Raw genomic sequence first — 16699 nt, 5'->3', positions numbered from 1 at the left:
GATGCCATCAATTATAAACACCTTCGCTCGCCTCCCCATCGGCGGAGATAAAAAAACCCGCCGAAGCGGGTTTATGCAGGAGTCATTTTTTGAGGTTAGTTTAATACGGCGACCAACAATGCCGCGACAGAGACCCAAAACAGCGCCGTGGCAACCACGACATGGGACAATCTTGCACGATAAAGTACCTGGCTCATAATGACCTCACTGACATCTGACTGACGGGAGACAACCTGACTTCCTGAGGATTATCCTAAACTTCTTCTCACTGTCGTTATATGCGCCAGATCACTTTTCCGCCGAGAAACCTTATATTGTCGTAAAGCTGGAGCCGCGATCACATTAATTACGCCTTATTAGAGCGAAATAAGCCGAATAATCGCGGCGATTATATCCTAACGCTATCAAACATCGTTCCAGGGCAGGCGCGGTGCGGTCATGCGCTCACCAGAATAACCGCTAACCGGTGGGAAACGCGGCGCGCCTTGTTCCCAATCATGCTGAGCCCGAGTAATTTCAGCCTTGGTATGGCCAACGAAATTCCACCAGATAAGGATCTCTTCGTTTAATGGCGCCCCACCGATGAGTAATCCCCGGCTCCCCTTCCGTGCATTTAACCCAATAGAGTTATTCTTTATGCCCAAATAAGCGAATTCATCAGGTGAAAAGGTTTCATCATTAAGTTCAAATGCACCAATAAGGGGCAAAAAGCCGATTTCATAATCATCGCGCAACGGCAATTCGATTCTTGCCGCTTCTTCCCATTCCAGATCAATGGCGATTAATGGCGAAAGAGTGAACACCGGTGAACGATACGCGCCAAATTCCCCGACCAACAGACGATGATTCACGCCGTTATTCTGCCATTGTGGCAAGTCAGGATAATGATCGAAGCGTGGCGCCATGTCGGCATGTTCGGCTGGCAGCGCGATCCATAATTGCGCAGCATGCAATCGCCGTTGCTCACCCACCGACTGTTCCGTATGCGCAATGCCGTGCCCTGCGGTCATCAGGTTAACCTGACCCGGGCGAATCACCTGCTCACTGCCAAGGCTGTCTCGGTGCAGCACCTCACCTTCTATCATCCAGGTGAACGTTTGCAGCCCGGTGTGCGGATGCGGCCCAACATCCATGCCGGGTGAAGTGCCGTTGAATACCGTCGGCCCGGCGTGATCGAGAAAACACCAGGCGCCGACGGTGCGCCGCTCCCGGGTTGGCAACGCGCGGTTGATCGGAATGCCCCCCACTTCGGCGTTACGCACGGCAATACGTTGTATCTGGCGCACGCCGTCAACGACGGGGCACTCGCGTGAAGGTGAAGAGAGCGTAGGACGTGGCTGACTCATCGCAAAGACCTCCTGAATGGCGCCGATTCGCCAAGGGTAACCGCCCAAGCTTAACACAGGACAGCTCCCCCGCAGAGCGGCGACGTGCAGGCACGTTCGCGCGGTTCAGGGGGCTTTGATATAGCAGCTCTTGATGTCTATATCGTCATGCGCGTGCCTGAGATCGGAGAAATAGGTCACGCCAAAGAGAATTGATACCACCAGCAGCACGGACACCAACAGGCCGATGATCGCCAGCAGTTTGGTTTCATCATGGAGATTAGGCTCCATTTTATCTCCCCTAGTTAATCGCGTCAGGTCACCCACAGCGTGACCGCCAGCGTAAAGATAATCAGTGAGCAGGACGCCACCGCCAACACGACGATCGCAAATTGCGCATCACCCAAGGTTTCTCGATAATTTTTATCCGTTGAGGCGTTACGCTCTTGTTTCACTAAATCGATTTTCACTCGTTCAACTGCTGCGTTGCTGTTTGGCGGGACAAAACATCCCCTCAGAATAAGGCGCCAACGTCGCTGACTTGGTCGCTCCGGCCTCAACCGGGGGATGACGCTATCAATTTTCCCCATCAGGGTCAACACCGCGCCTGCCGGTGAGCGAGCAAGTACACAGGGGAGATGTAACTGGCATGGAGATCGCAGGGAAATAAGAGACGCCGATTGCAGAGGACAAAAAAAAGCCCGGTACGTAACCGGGCCAGGGTAGACCGACGCGTTATTGCGGGATACGCAACACCTGCCCCGGATAAATCTTGTCCGGGCTCGACAGCATCGGCTTGTTGGCTTCGAAAATCTTGTTGTACAGATTGGCGTTGCCATACATCTCTTTAGAGATCGCGCTCAGCGTATCGCCCTTCTTCACGGTATAGAAGCGGCTCTCGGCGTCGGATTGCGCTACCGCCACCTTATCTTCCACACCGCTGATACCCGCCACGTTGCCGATAGCCACCAGGATCTTCTCTTTTAACTCCTGGCTGACGGCGTCGCCGGTCACTACGGCTTTACCATCGACCACCTGCACATTCACTTTGTCAGTGCCCGGCAGGCCGCTCTTATCGAGATGCTCCTTGAGTTTGGCGCTTTGATCTTCGGCGGAGGCATTGCCGGTGACTGTATCCCACAGTTTTTCGCCCGCTTCTTTGACGAAGTTAAACAAGCCCATATTCACTCCTTTTGATGGTTGCAGTAATTCGTTTAAATAAGGCTTGTTAAGCTTAGCATCGACAAAAGGATATGCCATCCGCTCACGGCGTCAGAAACGGGTAGAGTATTCCGAAAGTGTCGTCAGCGGCGTTTCCATGGCGACTTATCGTGCAATGATGCTGAAAAATCGCGCTTTTCTACCTACACTGTTGCAGACAAGGCAACTCGACGAAGGAGGCGTGCGACGATGTACGCATTGGTGATGTTTGTCTGTTATCTGGATGGCGGCTGCAGTGAAATGGTGGTCGATATATTGCGCGACGAGCCGCAATGCCTGGTCGCGATGAAGGAACAGAACTTGCGACACGCCGGCTGTTATCCCATGGAAGAGTTTATCGACGGCTTCTGGTTGCCAGCCAGCGAATATTCGGATTTTTAACCTCCTCCCCGCGCAATGCTGAGGAATTTCTGATTTCATCGGAAACTTCGTCTTCCTCTGAGGCATAAGGCCGCTGTTTTGCTAAATTGCGGCTCCCGAAGAAGAGAGAGACAGAGAAAGGTCATGCCAGCATCGGCTCATTCGAACGAGCAATATGAAACTCTGCTGCGCGACGTCAGCCTGGCGTTAGGCGACGCAGTGTTGCAGTTAATCCAAAACCATAAAAAGGTATCCGGCGGCAATATTCTTTCGCAGCTGGTGGACGAAATAGAGCGTGAGCAGGATCAGCAACGTTTCGTCGCGCTGCGTTCCGCCATTGAACTGATCGGGCTGGCGCCCAAAGGCTGAGCTCCCGATAAAACAAAGGCAGGGCTTGCGCCCTGCCTGATTACCAATCCCGACACAGGATGAAGGTAATGAAATTGCAGAATTAGAAACGATACGTCAGGCTGACGGCAACGATATCATCGTTGGCCAGTTTCAGTTTGTTATCGTCGCTCAGCTGGTTGATTTGATAATCGACGTAGGTGTACATATTTTTGTTGAAGTAGTAAGTCGCCCCCACTTCCACGTATTTCACCAGGTCGGCATCACCGATCCCTTCGATATCCTTGCCTTTGGACTGCACGTAGGCCACGGAAGGACGCAGGCCGTTCTCGAATTGATACTGAGCCACAACTTCGAAGTTTTGCGTTTTATTGGCGAAGCCGGAAGTGCCGTTGACGCTGATCGGCGTCATGTTACGGGTTTCGGCATACATCGCAGCCAGGTAAACCTGGTTGGCGTCGTATTTCACCGCGGTGGTCCAGGCGGTAGCGCTGTCACCCTTGCCATACTGCAGCGCTTTCTGAGCGCTGGTGCGGTTGGAATCGGAGAACGCCGCCGCTACGCCGATGCCGGAACCGCCGATATCCTGGTAGTCCAGAGACAGGCCGTAACCGTCGCCGTTTTGCTTGGTCACGCTGCGGCCGTCACCGTCGTTTTTACCCTGATACTGCACCGCCAGGTTCAGGCCCTCCACCAAACCGAAGAAATCACGGTTGCGGTAGGTGGCCAAACCGTTGGAACGGGCGGTCATAAAGTTATCGGTATAGCTGTAGGAATCGCCGCCGAATTCCGGCAGCATGTCGGTGTAAGCCTCGGCGTCATACACCACGCCGTAGTTACGGCCGTAGTCGAAAGAACCGTAGTTGCCGAATTTCAGCCCCGCGAAGCCCAGACGCGTTTTGGTGCCGGCGGTGCCCTGCGCTTCGTCGTGATTGGCCTGGACGTTGTATTCCCACTGGCCGTAGCCGGTCAACTGGTCATTGATTTGCGTTTCGCCTTTGAAGCCCAGGCGAACATAGGTCATATCACCGTCGTTGGACTTACTGTCGCTGAAATAATGCTTGGCGTTAACGCGGCCGTACAGGTCGAGTTTATTGCCATCCTTATTGTAGATTTCAGCCGCGTTGGCGAAGGAGGTGATCGCCCCGAGGGCGACAGCTAAGGCTAATACACTGCGTTTCATCATTTATTTTCCTAGATATTATAATTAGAACCCTGCCCGTCACGCCCAATTTATAATTTGGGCTGTGATTTTATCTTTTGGTATTTTATGAGCTCCCCTAATGCAGGGGTGATGTGACATTAGCATCATGAATCAAAACTTAAAATCAAAAAGTTCATGAAACAACGAGGAGAAAGCATGTTTATTTGTAACTAAATGTGTCAATAAGGAATTCACTCAACTCATTGAATATAAGAATTTTTTATCACATAAGTTATAACCAAAACGGTGCATAGCACCAAAGTGGTGCAAATCGGTTTCGTTTTGCGTGCTTTCTGCGCGATTCAAAAGTAACAACAAGATTAGCATGGTTATTAAAAACGTTACTTATTTCACATTTTTATCTTAACAAACTCATCAGGCAATTAAGGCTTTCAGATAACGACCCGACACTGCCTTCTATTCATTCGCATAAAGACGCGGATTAGTGACGAATAAAATTCGCCTTACGGGAATAAAAATAGCGGGAAATAGCAGATTAAAATAATGAAAGGAATAACGGCGGCGCGCTGACGGCGCCACCGTGGATAAATCAATACAGCGTAGAGCGGGAAACTTCGCTCAACAACATACCGGCACGCAGGCCCAACGCCACGCTGGGGTTAGGGAACAGTATCCACGCCCCCTCCTGGCCCACGCGATAGTCCTCCTGCGGCTGCTCGCACAGCAACATGCCCGGTTGCAGTTCGGTGAAGTTGGCCGTGTCATCGTCCAGATGCAGTTTGAAATCTTCGCTGTGCTTGATCAACGAGTGCATCACACGGAAAACCCGAATCTCGGCGCCCGCACGCGTCGGCAGCGCCCCTTCGCTGACCGCCGCCCGCAGAGCGCGATCGATGGCGGCGAACTGCTGCAGATCGTTGCTGCCGAACGGCCGCGCCTTGCCCAGCTCGAGCGTACAGCTCGCCGCATTGAGATGTTCGCTGGAGTAATGGCTAAAAGTCCCGCCCGGCGCACTGTGTACCACCAACGCATCCAGATCGGCGGCATCCAGCAGCTTCAACATCGGCTCACTGTACGGGCGTTTCTGAAAGGGCAGAATGCCGAAACGTGGCAAACGCGATTCACGGATGGCGGTGTGCAAATCGTAATGGAAACGCGCCGCCTGCTCCCCATCGAAAAAGGCGGCGAGCGCACGCTCCAACTGCTGCGCGCGCACGGTTTCGCCGCTGGCGGCGAAGTTGCGGTAGCGGCCGCCGAACATGCGGTTCATATCGCTGTGCAGATAACGCTTGCCGGCCCGCATCGCCGCCGGGTTGCCCAGTACCACCAACAGTCGCACCGTCAGCGGCAACCGGCCGGCAAGGAGATCGCCGACCAGTTGATTGAGCAGTTCAATCGGCGCGGTTTCATTGCCGTGCACGCCCGCCGACATCACCATCGCCTGGCGGTAAGGCTGTCGCGGCGTAAGCTCCAGCACCCCTTCCCCCTGCCAGCGCCACCGCAGCTGCGGTGTTTCACCTTGCCATTCGACGGGTTCGTTCCCTTCCAGCGTCAGGGGCAGTAGATCGATCATGCTGCCTCCCTTAGCGTTGGAACGGATAAATGGCGCCGAGACCGAGGATCGACGTCAACGCATCCAGCGCCTCGCGCCCTTCGCGCAGCAGCAGCGGATCGGCCAGGTCATCCTGCGTCAGGCGATCGCGGTAATGACGATCGACCCACTCGTTCAACGTTGCGAACAGCCGATCGTTCATCATCACGCGCGGATTGACCGCTCTCAACTCTTGTTCGTTGAGCGCCACCCGCAACCGCAGGCAGGCAGGGCCGCCGCCGTTGCGCATGCTTTCACGCAGGTCGAACACGCGGATTTCATCGATAGGGCCGCCGCTGCCGACCATGTCGTTGAGGTAACGCCACACGCCGGCGTGCTGACGCGACTCCTCCGGCACGACGATCATCATCTTGCCGTTCGGTTTGGTAAGAATTTGGCTGTTGAACAGATAGGTCGCCACCGCGTCCGCTACCGAGACGCGCTCTGTCGGCACTTCTATCGCTACCAGCTCGCTGTCCAGCGTCGCCATCTTGCGGCGCACTTCATCCAGCGCCTGTTGCTGGCGGTAAAACGCCTGCTGATGATGGAACAGCACGTTCTGGTTGCTGACCGCAATCACGTCGTTATGGAACACGCCCTGATCGATCACCGCCGGGTTTTGCTGCACGAAGACCGTATGCTGTTCATCCAACTGGTGCAGGCGAGCGATCGCCTCGCCGGCTTCACGCGTCTGGCGCGCAGGGTAACGCGCCGGCGCCGTTTCGCCGCCGAACTCCTGACGCCCATAGACGAACACCTGCACGCTGCGCTTAGCGTAATCACCGCCCAGACGGTTATGGTTGGCCGCCCCTTCGTCGCCGAACAACGCCACCTGCGGCAGCGCCTCGTGGTGGGCGAAATGCCGATCGTCGCTGAACATCGCCCGCAATACGGCAGTGGTGGTTTCCGCTTCGATGGCGCGGTGGAATTTGTTGTTCAGGTTGGCGGCGGTGAAGTGCACCTTGCCGTCGGCGCTGTCCGCTGAAGGCGACACTGTGGCCGCATTGGCGGTCCACATGCACGATGCCGAGCTGAGTGCCGACAGCAAGCGCGGCGACTGACGCATCGCCTGCGCCAGCACCGCCTCATCGCTGCCGCTGAAACCCAGGCGACGCAGCATCGGCAAATGCGGCCGCTCCTGCGGCGGCAAGACCCCTTGCTGGAAACCGAGATCGGCCAGCGCCTTCATTTTCAGCAAACCTTGTTTCGCCGCCAGCTTCGGGTTCGATACGCTGTTTTGATGCTGCGTCGACGCCTCGTTGCCGAACGACAGCCCGGCATAGTGGTGCGTCGGCCCCACCAAACCGTCGAAATTGACTTCATATCCTGACATGTTTATCCCCTGGGGATAGCGTGCGGCAGCGCCATCGCGCCGCCGCAGACGATTAACGGAACGACAAGCCCGGCGATAGCGTCGCCGGCAGCGACAGGCTTTCGCTTTCCAGCGAAGCCATCGGCCAGGCGCAATAGTCCGCCGCATAGAAGGCGCTTGGGCGATGGTTGCCGGAGGCCCCCACGCCGCCGAACGGCGCCGCGCTGGACGCCCCGGTCAGCGGCTTGTTCCAGTTGACGATGCCGGCGCGCGCTTCCAGCAACAGCCGCTCGAACAGCTCGCGCTGCGGCGAGACCAGTCCCACCGACAGGCCATAGCGCGTCTGGTTGGCGAGCCGCAGGGCCTCGTCGAAATCGCGGTAACGCACGATGGTGGTCAACGGCCCGAAATACTCTTCGTCCGGCACGCCGGCCACGCCAGTCAGATCGATGATCCCCGGGCTGAGCAACGAGCTGCCCGGTTCCAGCAGACGCATGGCCAGCAGCGATTTGCCACCCAGCGCCAGCAAGCGCTGCTGCGCTTTCAGCATGTTTTCCGCCGCAGCAGCCGACACCACCCCGCCCATGAACGGCTGCGGTTCGGCATCCCAACGGCCGACGCGCAGTTCGCCCGCCACCTGAACCAAACGCGCGATAAAGGCATCGCCTTCCGCCCCTTGCTTCACCAGAATGCGACGCGAACAGGTACAGCGTTGACCGGCGGAGATAAATGCCGACTGGATAGCCAGGTTGACCGCCGCGTCGCGATCCTCGAAACCGTCGACGATCAGCGCATTGTTGCCGCCCATCTCCAGCGCCAGGATCTTCTCCGGCTGCCCCGCCAATTGGCGATGCAGGTGATAGCCGGTGCCGGCGCTGCCGGTAAACAGCAGACCGTCGATATCCGCACTGGCCGCCAAGGCTTCGCCGGTTTCCCGGCCGCCCTGCACCAGATTGATCACCCCGTCCGGCAGACCGGCCTGCAGCCACAGTTTCAGGGTCTCCTCGGCGGTCAACGGCGTCAGCTCGCTCGGCTTGAACACCACGCAGTTACCGGCCAACAGCGCCGGCACGATATGGCCGTTCGGCAGATGGCCGGGGAAGTTATAAGGCCCGAATACCGCCAGCACGCCGTGCGGACGATGGCGCAACACCGAAGCGCCGTCGGCCATCGCCGTCTGGCTAAAACCGGTGCGCGCCTGATAGGCCTGCAGCGAAATGCCCACCTTGCCGATCATCGCCTGAATTTCGGTCAGCGTTTCCCAACGCGGCTTGCCGGTCTCGCGGCTGATGGTTTCCGCCAGCGACTGCTTGTGTTCCTCCAGCAAGGCGGCGAAGCGTGTCACCAGCTGTTCGCGCTGCTCGAACGGCGTGCGCGCCCAGGCGGGGAACGCGGCGCGCGCGGCTTCGCAGGCGGCGGCGACGTCATCGGCGTCGGCGGCGTTAGCGCGCCACAGCGGCTGGTTGCCGACCGGATCGGCCTTGCCGAACTCAGCGCCGCGGCCCTGCCGCCAGACGCCGTTAATCAACAGTGCAGGATGGGACATCATGCTTTCTCCTGTGCAATAAGGGGGAGCACCCGCACCAGGCTGCCCTGTTCGACGCCCAGCGCCGCGGCGGTGGCGGCGTTGATATGCAGGCGGTCGTCATACAGATCGGCATTGACCAACAGTGCGCGGTAATTCTGATAGTTGTCGTTGGCCACCAGATGCACCGGCGCATCGGCGCGCATCGGCGTGTCATCCAGCACCACTTTCACCAGGCGGCTCTGCTTCACCGCGCGGATATGGTCGATCTCCGCTTCCAGCGTCGGGCCGCCGTCGAAGATATCGACGTAGCCCTGATAACTCAGGCCTTCCGCCTCCAGTAGGCGGCGCGCCGGCAGGGTTTGCGGGTGCACTTCGCCAATCACTTTCTGCGCATCTTCGGCCAGGAAATCGACATACAACGGGTGTTTCGGCATCAGCTCGGCGATAAACGCCTTTTGCCCGGTGCCGCTCAGGTAGTCCGCCTTGGCGAACTCGATGGAGAAGAAACGGTGACCGACGCTCTCCCAGAACGGCGAACGGCCGTTTTCATCGGAGAAACCGCGCATCTCGGCGATCAGACGCCGGGAGAAGCGTTCACGGAACGCGGCGATAAACAGGAAACGCACCTTCGACAGCAGCTTGCCGTTCTCGCCGCGGCGATAATCCGGATCGAGGAACAACGTACACAGCTCCGAATGGCCGGTATGGTCGTTGCTGAGGAACAGCGTCGGCACCGATTTATAGACGTTCAGCTGTTTGGAGGCGTGCACCTGCGTACCAACGCGGAAGCTGTACCAGGGTTCCGCCAGGCCGACGGCCACTTCAATTGCGCAGACCCCCACCGCCTGCCGGCGCTCGCTGTCTTCCAACACGAACAAATAACACTGGTCACTTTGCGGAAGTTCGCCTTGCCAGGTTTTTAACGCCCGCTCAATGCGCGCCGACAAGGTATCTTCATTCTGCGGCAGTGAAGTGAGACCGATGCCGGATTTACCGGCAAGCGTCAGTAAATCCGCCAGATCGCGACGCTCTATAGGGCGAATAATCATCATAATGCGAACCTCTTCTGAATCAGGCTGCGCCGGTGAAGGCGCAGCCCGCTGATTAGCTGCAAATGCGCGCCACGGCGCGCGCGAATCGCGCCAGCCCCTCTTTCACATCCTGCTCAGGGATGATCAGCGACGGCGTGAAACGCACCACGTCCGGACCGGCGATCAGCGCGATAACGCCTTCTTCGTTGGCCAGTTGGGTGATCTGCTTCGCTTTGCCAGCATAGTCTTTCTTCAATTGGCAGCCGATCAGCAAACCGCCGCCGCGGATCTCGGCGAAGATCGGGTACTGACGGTTGATATCGTTCAACCCGTCGATGAACCACTGGTGACGTTGTTTGACGCCTTCCAGCACTTCCGGCGTGTTGATGATGGAGAACACTTCCCCCGCCACCGCCGTCGCCAGCGGGTTGCCGCCGTAGGTGGTGCCGTGGGTGCCGACGCCCAGCGTTTTCGCCAGCGCATCGGTGGTCAGCATCGCGCCGATCGGGAAGCCGCCGCCCAGCGCTTTGGCGGTGGTCAGCACGTCCGGCACCACGCCGTACTGCATGTAGGCATACAGATGGCCGGTGCGGCCGACGCCGGTCTGTACTTCGTCGAAGATCAGCAGCGCGTTGTGACGATCGCACAGTTCACGCAGCCCCTGCAGGAAACTGGCCTCCGCCGGCAGCACGCCGCCCTCACCCTGAATAGGCTCGACGATCACCGCGCAGGTGCGATCGTTGATAAGCTCGGCCGCTGCGGCCAGATCGTTATACGGCGTATGGGTGATGCCGCCCGGCAGCGGCGCAAAATCCTGCGAATATTTCGGCTGGCCGCCGGCGGAGACGGTGAACAGCGTGCGGCCGTGGAACGCGTTGTTGAACGCCACAATCTGATCTTTACCGGCGCCGTGCTGATCGTGCGCGTGCTTACGCGCCAGTTTCAGCGCCGCCTCGTTGGCTTCTGCCCCCGAATTACAGAAGAACACCTTGTCGGCGAACGTGGCGTCGATCAGTTTTTTGGCCAGACGCAGTACCGGTTCGTTGGTATAGCCATTGCCCAGATGCCACAGTTTGCCCGCCTGTTCCACCAGCGCCGCCTTGACCGCCGGGTGCGCATGGCCCAGCGCGTTAACCGCGATGCCGCCGGCGAAATCGATGTAAGACTTACCCTGCTGATCCCACACCTGCGATCCTTCGCCACGCACCAGAATAAAATCGGCAGGGGCATAAACCGGGACCATCCAGTCATCGAAAGACTGGCGGGTAACTGCGATTGGCTGTTCCATAGTGACCTCATAATCTCAGCAAAGGCTGAATTTTGACTGTAAGGGCCGCTCAAGCCCGGTTAGACCGCCACAATGCAAAAAAACCGTTGTTCAAAACCGACTTTCGCGGCGGAGAAAATGCTGTCCCTTACCGCTGATTTAGAAACAAATCTGTTACATAAAATCGGTTTTTCACTATTTATGGCGTATATCCGGTCCCTGAGCGGGGAGTAAATGTTAACGAGCAGTTAAAATACATGTCGTTTGATAAAGAGTGTAGAGCAGCTATCGTGCCAAAACGGGATTTTTGCCGGATTTGGCTATTTTTTACGTTAAAACAACGGCTTATAATGAATATTTATTCATTTTCTATGCATTGGTAATGCATAAATTAAAAAATAAGGCCTAAAATCATCATTGCGTGCGAAATCCTATTCAATTACGAAAAACTTCAGGATTTCTGATCGGGCTCGCAAAAATAATTTCCCCCAATTTGCTCGCTATCACACTTTTTGCCCCCATCGGGTGCAGCGGCGCGCCAGCATGGTGCAACGCGGCAGCGACGCAGAGGCGCCACCCGCCATACTCGCGAAAAAGGAGCCGCGCTGACCGCGGTTCCTGCTTTGTACGCCAGCGACTACACTGTGATCCTGACCGCCCCTTCTCTTCTGCGCACAAGGAGCCACCATGCCCAAGAAAACCGTCGATCTCAGCCAGCCGCACGCCCAACACGACATCCGCGCGTTTCTCGACGCGCTGAATGCCGGTGGCGGTAAACCCATGGAGCAGATGAAGCCCAAAGAAGCGCGCAAGGTTTTGGAGGACGTGCAACGCAGCGTCGAGGTGCCGCTGCGCGAGGTGGAAATCAGCGAGAAAACCATCCACGTTGAGGGCCAGGATATTCTGCTGCAGTTGGTGCGGCCGGCCAGGGTCAAAGAGAAGCTGCCGGTATTCATGTTCTTTCACGGTGGCGGTTGGGTGCTGGGCGATTTTCCCACCCATGAACGGCTGGTGCGCGATCTGGTTTACAGCTCCGGCGCGGCGGCGGTATTCGTCAACTACCCACGCTCCCCGGAAGCGCATTATCCTCAGGCGATCAATCTGGCCTACGCCGCCACGGAATGGGTGGCCGAGTACGGCGAAAAAATCAACGTCGACGGTTCACGGCTGGCGGTGGTCGGCAACAGCGTCGGCGGCAATATGGCAGCGGTGGTCAGCCTGATGGCCAAAGAGAAAGGCATACCGGCATTGCGTTGCCAGATCCTGCTGTGGCCCGTCACGCACGCCCACTTTGATACCGATTCCTATCATCAGTTCGCCGAAGGCCATTTCCTGACCCGCAACATGATGAAGTGGTTTTGGGACAGCTATGCGCCCGATAAGGCGCAGCGCAAAGAGATCTACGCCTCGCCGCTCAACGCCACGCCGGAACAGCTGCGGGGCTTGCCGCCGGCGCTGGTGCAGACCGCCGAACTGGACGTGCTGCGCGATGAGGGCGAAGCCTACGCGCGTCTGCTTGACGCCGCCGGCGTCGAGGTCACCGCCACCCGCTACAACGGCCTGATCCACGACTACGGCCTGTTGAACCCGCTCGCCCACGTCCCGGCGGTGCATTCGGCAATCCACCAGGCCGGGCGCGCGTTGAAGCACTACCTGTCCTGACGCTAACCGACCAGGTGGCAAGCCACCTGATGACCGGGCGCCACGCTGCGCAGATGCGGCGCCTGTTCACGGCATTGCGCCGTGGCCAGCGGACAGCGGGGATGGAAACGGCAGCCGCGCGGCGGGTTGGCGGGATTGGGCGCTTCTCCCCCGGCCACCCACGCCGGCGAACGGTGCGCATCCAGCGTCGGCACCGCCGCCAACAAGGCCTGCGTGTAGGGATGCAGCGGTTGGCGAAACAGCGAATCGCGGTCGGCGCTCTCGACGATCTGCCCCAGATACATCACCGCCACGTCCTGGCACAGATGCTCCACCACGCCGAGATCGTGCGAAATAAACAGCAGCGTCACCCCCTGCCTTTCCTGCAAATCGGAAAACAGATTGATGATCTGCGCCTGAATCGACACGTCGAGCGCCGATATCGGTTCATCGGCGACGATAAATTCCGGTTGCAGGATCAGCGCGCGCGCGATGCCGACGCGCTGACGCTGGCCGCCGGAAAACTCATGTGGAAACCGCCCGTAATGCTGCGGCGACAGCCCGCAGATCGCCAGGGTATCGAGCACCCGTTCGCGCAGTTCCGCCTTGCTTGCCAGGCCATGCTGCAACAGCGCTTCGCCGATGGCGTCGCCCACGCGCAGACGCGGATTCAGCGAGCTGTACGGATCCTGAAACACCAGCTGCATTTTCGGCCGCAGGGCGCGCAGCGCGTCTTTGCTGAGGCTATCCAGCACCTGCCCTTTGAACATCACCTCACCGGCGGTTTTATCGTGCAGGCCTAGCAGCGTGCGGCCGACTGTGGTTTTGCCGCTGCCGGACTCGCCCACCAGCCCGAAAACGCGGCCCTTGCGAATGCTGAAGCTGACGTCGTCCACCGCCTTCAGTTGGCCGGTGGTTCGCCCGAACAGCCCGTCGCGCAGCGGGAAATATTTCTTTAATCCTTTCACTTCCACCAGGGGTTCAGTCGACATGCAGGCGCCCTCCGGCGTTGAGGAAGCAGGCGGATTGGCGCTGCTGAGTCCCGTACAACGGCGGGATGCCGTCGCGGCAGCGCGCGGTGGCCTGCGCGCAACGCTCGGCAAACGCACAGTGTTCAGGCAGCCGCGCCAGATCCGGCACCTGGCCGGGAATGGAGTACAAACGGCGACGCCGCTGCCCCGGCACCGGCCGCGAGGCGATCAGCCCCTGAGTATAAGGGTGCCGCGGTTCGGCCAGCACTTCCCGCGTCGTTCCCTGCTCGACGACGCGCCCGGCGTACATCACCGCCAGCCGATCCGCCATTTGTGCGATCACCCCAAGATCGTGGGTGATCAAGATCATCGCCATATTGTGTCGCCGGCTCTGCTCGCGCAGCAACGCCAGGATTTGCGCCTGTACCGTGACGTCGAGCGCCGTGGTCGGTTCATCGGCGATCAGCAGCGCCGGCCGGCACCCTATCGCCATGGCGATCATCACGCGCTGCAGCATGCCGCCGGAAAGCTGGTGCGGGTAGCAGCGCATCAGCACCTCCGCGCGCGCCAACCCCACTTCCTCCAGCAGTTGCACCGCCTGACGCCAGGCCGCTTTTGGCGACAGGGCCAGATGACGAATCAGCGGCTCCAGCAGCTGTTCGCCGAGCGTCAGCACCGGATTGAGCGCGCTCATCGGCTCCTGAAAGATCATCGCCAGCCGGTTGCCGCGCAAATCTGCCATCTGCGCCGCCCGCAGCGACAGCAGGTTTTGTCCTTCAAAACGAATCTCACCGCCGTCTACCTGCGCCAGCGGCTGCGGCAACAGCCCCATCAGCGCCATGGCGGTCACGCTTTTGCCGCAGCCCGATTCGCCGACGATCCCCAGCGTTTGCCCGGCCTGCAGTTCCAGGCTGACCTGCTGCACCGCCCGCACCGGCCCCTGCTCGCCCTGAAACGACACCGACAGTCGGTCGAACGCCACCAGAGGTTGACTCATCGTGTTACTCCGTTCATTTTCGGATCGAGCGCGTCCCGCAGGCCGTCGCCCAGGATATTGATCGCCACCACGGTGACGAAGATCGCCAGCCCGGGCGGCATCCACAGCCAGGGCCGGCGCTGAAAGTCGATCAGGCTGTTGGCGGCGTCCATCATGTTGCCCCACGACGGCGTCGGCGGCACCACGCCCAGCCCGAGGTAACTCAGCGCCGATTCGCTGAGAATGGCGTTGGCCACCGCCATGGTAGCCACCACCACCAGAATCGGTACGGTGTTGGGCAGCAGATGGCCGAAGAGGCGTCGCCGAGTGGAGAGACCCAGCACCTCGGTGGCCAGCATGAAATCCCGCTCGCGCAGCGACAGGATCTGGCCGCGCACCAGCCGCGCCAATGACGGCCATCCCAACAGGCTAAGCATGATCATCACCATGTAGATGCGGTAGTCCGGCGACACGTCGAGTTCGGTCAGCATCGCGCCCATGATGATCAACAGCGGCAGGCCGGGAATGGTCATCAGCAGATCGGCGAAGCGCATGATCAGCCGGTCCGCCACGCCCCCCAGATAACCGGCGAACGCCCCCAGCACATAGCCCAGCGTCACCGACAGCAGCATCGACACCAGGCCGATGGTCAGCGATATTCGCCCCGCCAGCAGCAGCCGGGTGCAGATATCGCGGCCGAGAAAGTCGGTGCCCAACCAGTGCGCGCCGCTCGGCGCCTGATTGATATTCAGCACATCGCCGGCATCGTCGCGCCACGGCGACAACGACGGCCCAATCAGGCACAGCAACGCCAACAGCACCAGCAACGCCAGCGAAATCATCGCCGGCCGGTGGCGGCGCAGCCGCCGCCAGGCCTGCGCCGCGGGCGGTGGCGACAGTTGCGCCAGCGCCGGCAGTTGCGCCTGGCGCCAGCGGCGACGGCGGCCGAAAAACAACGTAGCCAACATCGTGTTACCTCAAGCGAATGCGTGGATCGGCGTAGGCGTACAGAATGTCCGCCAGCAGATTGCCGAGAATGGTCAAGGCGGCCAGAAACAGCGTGAACCCCATCAATACCGGGTAATCACGCGCCGCCAGCGAATCGATATGGATGTGTCCGGCGCCCGGCCAGTTGAAGATTTTTTCGGTGATCAGCGCGCCGGAGAACAATCCAGGCAGCTCGAACCCCAGCAGGGTGATGATCGGCAATAGCGCATTGCGCAGCGCGTGTTTGAGGATCACCGTTTTCTCCCTGAGCCCTTTGGCGCGCGCGGTGCGAATATAGTCCATGCGGATCACCTCCAGCATGCTGGCGCGGAAATAGCGCGTCAGGCTGCCGGCCTGCAGCATCACCAGCGCCAGCACCGGCAACAGCAGGTGCGCCGCCACCTCCAGCGCCCAGGCCAGCCCGCTCGCCTCGCTGCCGGTACGCAGCATGCCGCCCGCCGGCAGCCAGTGCAGATCGACGGCGAACCATTTGATCAGCAACAGGCACAGGAAGAACGTCGGAAACGACATGGCGGCGAACACCGCCACGGTGATCAGATGATCGAACAGCGAATAGGGTTTCATCGCCGAGATCACTCCCACCGCCAGCGCGATGCCCCAATACAACACCATCGCCACCGCCGCCAGCAGGAACGAGTTCCAGATGTATTGGTTCAGCAGCGTGCTGACCGGGATCTGGTACTGCAGTGAAAAGCCGAGGTCGCCCTGCAGCAGCCGGCCAAGCCAGTGCAGATAGCGGCTGAACAACGGCTGATCCAGCCCGTACAGCGCCCGCAGCTCGGCGGCGCGTTGCGCGGTCAGATTGATGTTGCCGTCGATAAAATCGCCGGGCGCCAGGGCGAAAATGCAAAAAATCAGCAAGGAAGCCAACAGCAGCATCGGGATCGTCTGCAGCAGACGGCGCAGGATAAAATTTCTCATCGCGGGTTCCATCGCCACCGCCCGTAATGGCGCG

At 59.2% G+C, this 16699-nt stretch carries 17 protein-coding genes; 3 read left to right on the top strand and 14 right to left on the bottom strand.

Features of this window, described 5'->3' with window-relative positions; genetic code table 11:
* Window positions 1–404 precede the first annotated feature (404 nt).
* The 4 genes from ACJ8OK_RS03705 to lysM form a co-directional block, all read right to left on the bottom strand.
* Window positions 405–1346 carry a pirin family protein gene (locus ACJ8OK_RS03705; RefSeq protein ID WP_033632812.1) on the bottom strand — a complete coding sequence of 314 codons (942 nt, stop codon included), beginning with the start codon at window positions 1344–1346 and terminating at the stop codon, window positions 405–407.
* Window positions 1347–1451: 105 nt separating this feature from the next.
* Window positions 1452–1616 (bottom strand): hypothetical protein, encoded by a 165-nt coding sequence (locus ACJ8OK_RS03700; RefSeq protein WP_004934557.1) that lies wholly within the window; start codon window positions 1614–1616, stop codon window positions 1452–1454.
* A gap of 23 nt (window positions 1617–1639) precedes the next feature.
* Window positions 1640–1795 (bottom strand): hypothetical protein, encoded by a 156-nt coding sequence (locus ACJ8OK_RS03695; protein WP_174262918.1) that lies wholly within the window; start codon window positions 1793–1795, stop codon window positions 1640–1642.
* Between the two features lie 265 nt (window positions 1796–2060).
* Window positions 2061–2507, bottom strand: coding sequence for a peptidoglycan-binding protein LysM (lysM, locus tag ACJ8OK_RS03690; protein ID WP_015378169.1), 447 nt, complete (start codon window positions 2505–2507; stop codon window positions 2061–2063).
* A gap of 228 nt (window positions 2508–2735) precedes the next feature.
* Between lysM and ACJ8OK_RS03685 the strand changes: the two genes are divergently transcribed.
* Together ACJ8OK_RS03685 and ACJ8OK_RS03680 are read left to right on the top strand one after the other, a co-directional pair.
* On the top strand, window positions 2736–2927 hold the full coding sequence (locus ACJ8OK_RS03685) for a YebW family protein (RefSeq protein WP_004934567.1): 192 nt from the start codon (window positions 2736–2738) through the stop codon (window positions 2925–2927).
* A 123-nt stretch (window positions 2928–3050) separates the two neighbouring features.
* Complete coding sequence (locus ACJ8OK_RS03680) at window positions 3051–3275, top strand: biofilm development regulator YmgB/AriR family protein (RefSeq protein WP_060559781.1); 225 nt, start codon at window positions 3051–3053, stop codon at window positions 3273–3275.
* Window positions 3276–3357: 82 nt separating this feature from the next.
* Here the strand turns inward: ACJ8OK_RS03680 and ACJ8OK_RS03675 are convergent, their stop codons facing one another.
* The 6 genes from ACJ8OK_RS03675 to ACJ8OK_RS03650 all read right to left on the bottom strand — a co-directional run bounded on the left by ACJ8OK_RS03675 (window position 3358) and on the right by ACJ8OK_RS03650 (window position 11169).
* Entirely contained in the window at window positions 3358–4440 is a 1083-nt protein-coding gene (locus tag ACJ8OK_RS03675) for a porin OmpC (RefSeq protein WP_015378171.1), read from the bottom strand.
* Between the two features lie 568 nt (window positions 4441–5008).
* A complete protein-coding gene (gene astE / locus ACJ8OK_RS03670) occupies window positions 5009–5992 on the bottom strand; it encodes a succinylglutamate desuccinylase (RefSeq protein ID WP_015378172.1) in 984 nt (327 codons plus the stop codon).
* 10 nt (window positions 5993–6002) lie between these two features.
* A complete protein-coding gene (gene astB / locus ACJ8OK_RS03665; RefSeq protein WP_048323896.1) occupies window positions 6003–7343 on the bottom strand; it encodes an N-succinylarginine dihydrolase in 1341 nt (446 codons plus the stop codon).
* Between the two features lie 52 nt (window positions 7344–7395).
* Window positions 7396–8868 (bottom strand): succinylglutamate-semialdehyde dehydrogenase, encoded by a 1473-nt coding sequence (gene astD / locus ACJ8OK_RS03660; RefSeq protein WP_442530441.1) that lies wholly within the window; start codon window positions 8866–8868, stop codon window positions 7396–7398.
* A complete protein-coding gene (gene astA, locus ACJ8OK_RS03655) occupies window positions 8868–9902 on the bottom strand; it encodes an arginine N-succinyltransferase (RefSeq protein ID WP_442530396.1) in 1035 nt (344 codons plus the stop codon). The genes astD and astA overlap by 1 nt, the downstream gene beginning before the upstream one ends.
* A 52-nt stretch (window positions 9903–9954) precedes the next feature.
* The gene (locus ACJ8OK_RS03650) at window positions 9955–11169 is read right to left on the bottom strand and encodes an aspartate aminotransferase family protein (RefSeq protein WP_015378175.1); all 1215 of its coding nucleotides are present in this window, start codon (window positions 11167–11169) and stop codon (window positions 9955–9957) included.
* A gap of 666 nt (window positions 11170–11835) precedes the next feature.
* Between ACJ8OK_RS03650 and ACJ8OK_RS03645 the strand changes: the two genes are divergently transcribed.
* Window positions 11836–12810 (top strand): alpha/beta hydrolase, encoded by a 975-nt coding sequence (locus tag ACJ8OK_RS03645; protein ID WP_135638294.1) that lies wholly within the window; start codon window positions 11836–11838, stop codon window positions 12808–12810.
* A gap of 2 nt (window positions 12811–12812) precedes the next feature.
* On the opposite strand, the gene ACJ8OK_RS03640 is transcribed toward ACJ8OK_RS03645, so the two are convergent.
* The 4 genes from ACJ8OK_RS03640 to ACJ8OK_RS03625 are packed head-to-tail and all read right to left on the bottom strand — an operon-like array spanning window position 12813 to window position 16665.
* Window positions 12813–13781 (bottom strand): ABC transporter ATP-binding protein, encoded by a 969-nt coding sequence (locus ACJ8OK_RS03640; protein WP_442530395.1) that lies wholly within the window; start codon window positions 13779–13781, stop codon window positions 12813–12815.
* A complete protein-coding gene (locus ACJ8OK_RS03635; RefSeq protein ID WP_442530394.1) occupies window positions 13771–14757 on the bottom strand; it encodes an ABC transporter ATP-binding protein in 987 nt (328 codons plus the stop codon). Before ACJ8OK_RS03635 ends, ACJ8OK_RS03640 begins: the two co-directional genes overlap by 11 nt.
* The gene (gene opp4C / locus ACJ8OK_RS03630; RefSeq protein ID WP_164267997.1) at window positions 14754–15704 is read right to left on the bottom strand and encodes an oligopeptide ABC transporter permease; all 951 of its coding nucleotides are present in this window, start codon (window positions 15702–15704) and stop codon (window positions 14754–14756) included. The genes ACJ8OK_RS03635 and opp4C overlap by 4 nt, the downstream gene beginning before the upstream one ends.
* Before the next feature lie 4 nt (window positions 15705–15708).
* Entirely contained in the window at window positions 15709–16665 is a 957-nt protein-coding gene (locus tag ACJ8OK_RS03625) for an ABC transporter permease (RefSeq protein WP_004934604.1), read from the bottom strand.
* Window positions 16666–16699 lie beyond the last annotated feature (34 nt).

It is taken from the genome of Serratia sp. CY71090 (assembly GCF_052166845.1).
Lineage (GTDB): Bacteria > Pseudomonadota > Gammaproteobacteria > Enterobacterales > Enterobacteriaceae > Serratia > Serratia nematodiphila.
Note: the sequence above shows the minus strand (reverse complement) of the source record. Positions and strands in the feature narration are given on the sequence as shown.

Bases quoted from the DNA above. Each gene is read 5' to 3' on its own strand.
- ACJ8OK_RS03645 (WP_135638294.1), top strand. From the start codon at position 11,836: ATGCCCAAGAAAACCGTCGATCTCAGCCAGCCGCACGCCCAACACGAC.
- ACJ8OK_RS03685 (WP_004934567.1), top strand. From the start codon at position 2,736: ATGTACGCATTGGTGATGTTTGTCTGTTATCTGGATGGCGGCTGCAGT.
- ACJ8OK_RS03705 (WP_033632812.1), bottom strand. From the start codon at position 1,346: ATGAGTCAGCCACGTCCTACGCTCTCTTCACCTTCACGCGAGTGCCCC.
- ACJ8OK_RS03625 (WP_004934604.1), bottom strand. From the start codon at position 16,665: ATGAGAAATTTTATCCTGCGCCGTCTGCTGCAGACGATCCCGATGCTG.
- ACJ8OK_RS03640 (WP_442530395.1), bottom strand. From the start codon at position 13,781: ATGTCGACTGAACCCCTGGTGGAAGTGAAAGGATTAAAGAAATATTTC.
- ACJ8OK_RS03675 (WP_015378171.1), bottom strand. From the start codon at position 4,440: ATGATGAAACGCAGTGTATTAGCCTTAGCTGTCGCCCTCGGGGCGATC.
- astE (WP_015378172.1), bottom strand. From the start codon at position 5,992: ATGATCGATCTACTGCCCCTGACGCTGGAAGGGAACGAACCCGTCGAA.
- astA (WP_442530396.1), bottom strand. From the start codon at position 9,902: ATGATGATTATTCGCCCTATAGAGCGTCGCGATCTGGCGGATTTACTG.
- ACJ8OK_RS03635 (WP_442530394.1), bottom strand. From the start codon at position 14,757: ATGAGTCAACCTCTGGTGGCGTTCGACCGACTGTCGGTGTCGTTTCAG.
- opp4C (WP_164267997.1), bottom strand. From the start codon at position 15,704: ATGTTGGCTACGTTGTTTTTCGGCCGCCGTCGCCGCTGGCGCCAGGCG.
- astB (WP_048323896.1), bottom strand. From the start codon at position 7,343: ATGTCAGGATATGAAGTCAATTTCGACGGTTTGGTGGGGCCGACGCAC.
- ACJ8OK_RS03680 (WP_060559781.1), top strand. From the start codon at position 3,051: ATGCCAGCATCGGCTCATTCGAACGAGCAATATGAAACTCTGCTGCGC.
- lysM (WP_015378169.1), bottom strand. From the start codon at position 2,507: ATGGGCTTGTTTAACTTCGTCAAAGAAGCGGGCGAAAAACTGTGGGAT.
- astD (WP_442530441.1), bottom strand. From the start codon at position 8,868: ATGTCCCATCCTGCACTGTTGATTAACGGCGTCTGGCGGCAGGGCCGC.
- ACJ8OK_RS03650 (WP_015378175.1), bottom strand. From the start codon at position 11,169: ATGGAACAGCCAATCGCAGTTACCCGCCAGTCTTTCGATGACTGGATG.
- ACJ8OK_RS03700 (WP_004934557.1), bottom strand. From the start codon at position 1,616: ATGGAGCCTAATCTCCATGATGAAACCAAACTGCTGGCGATCATCGGC.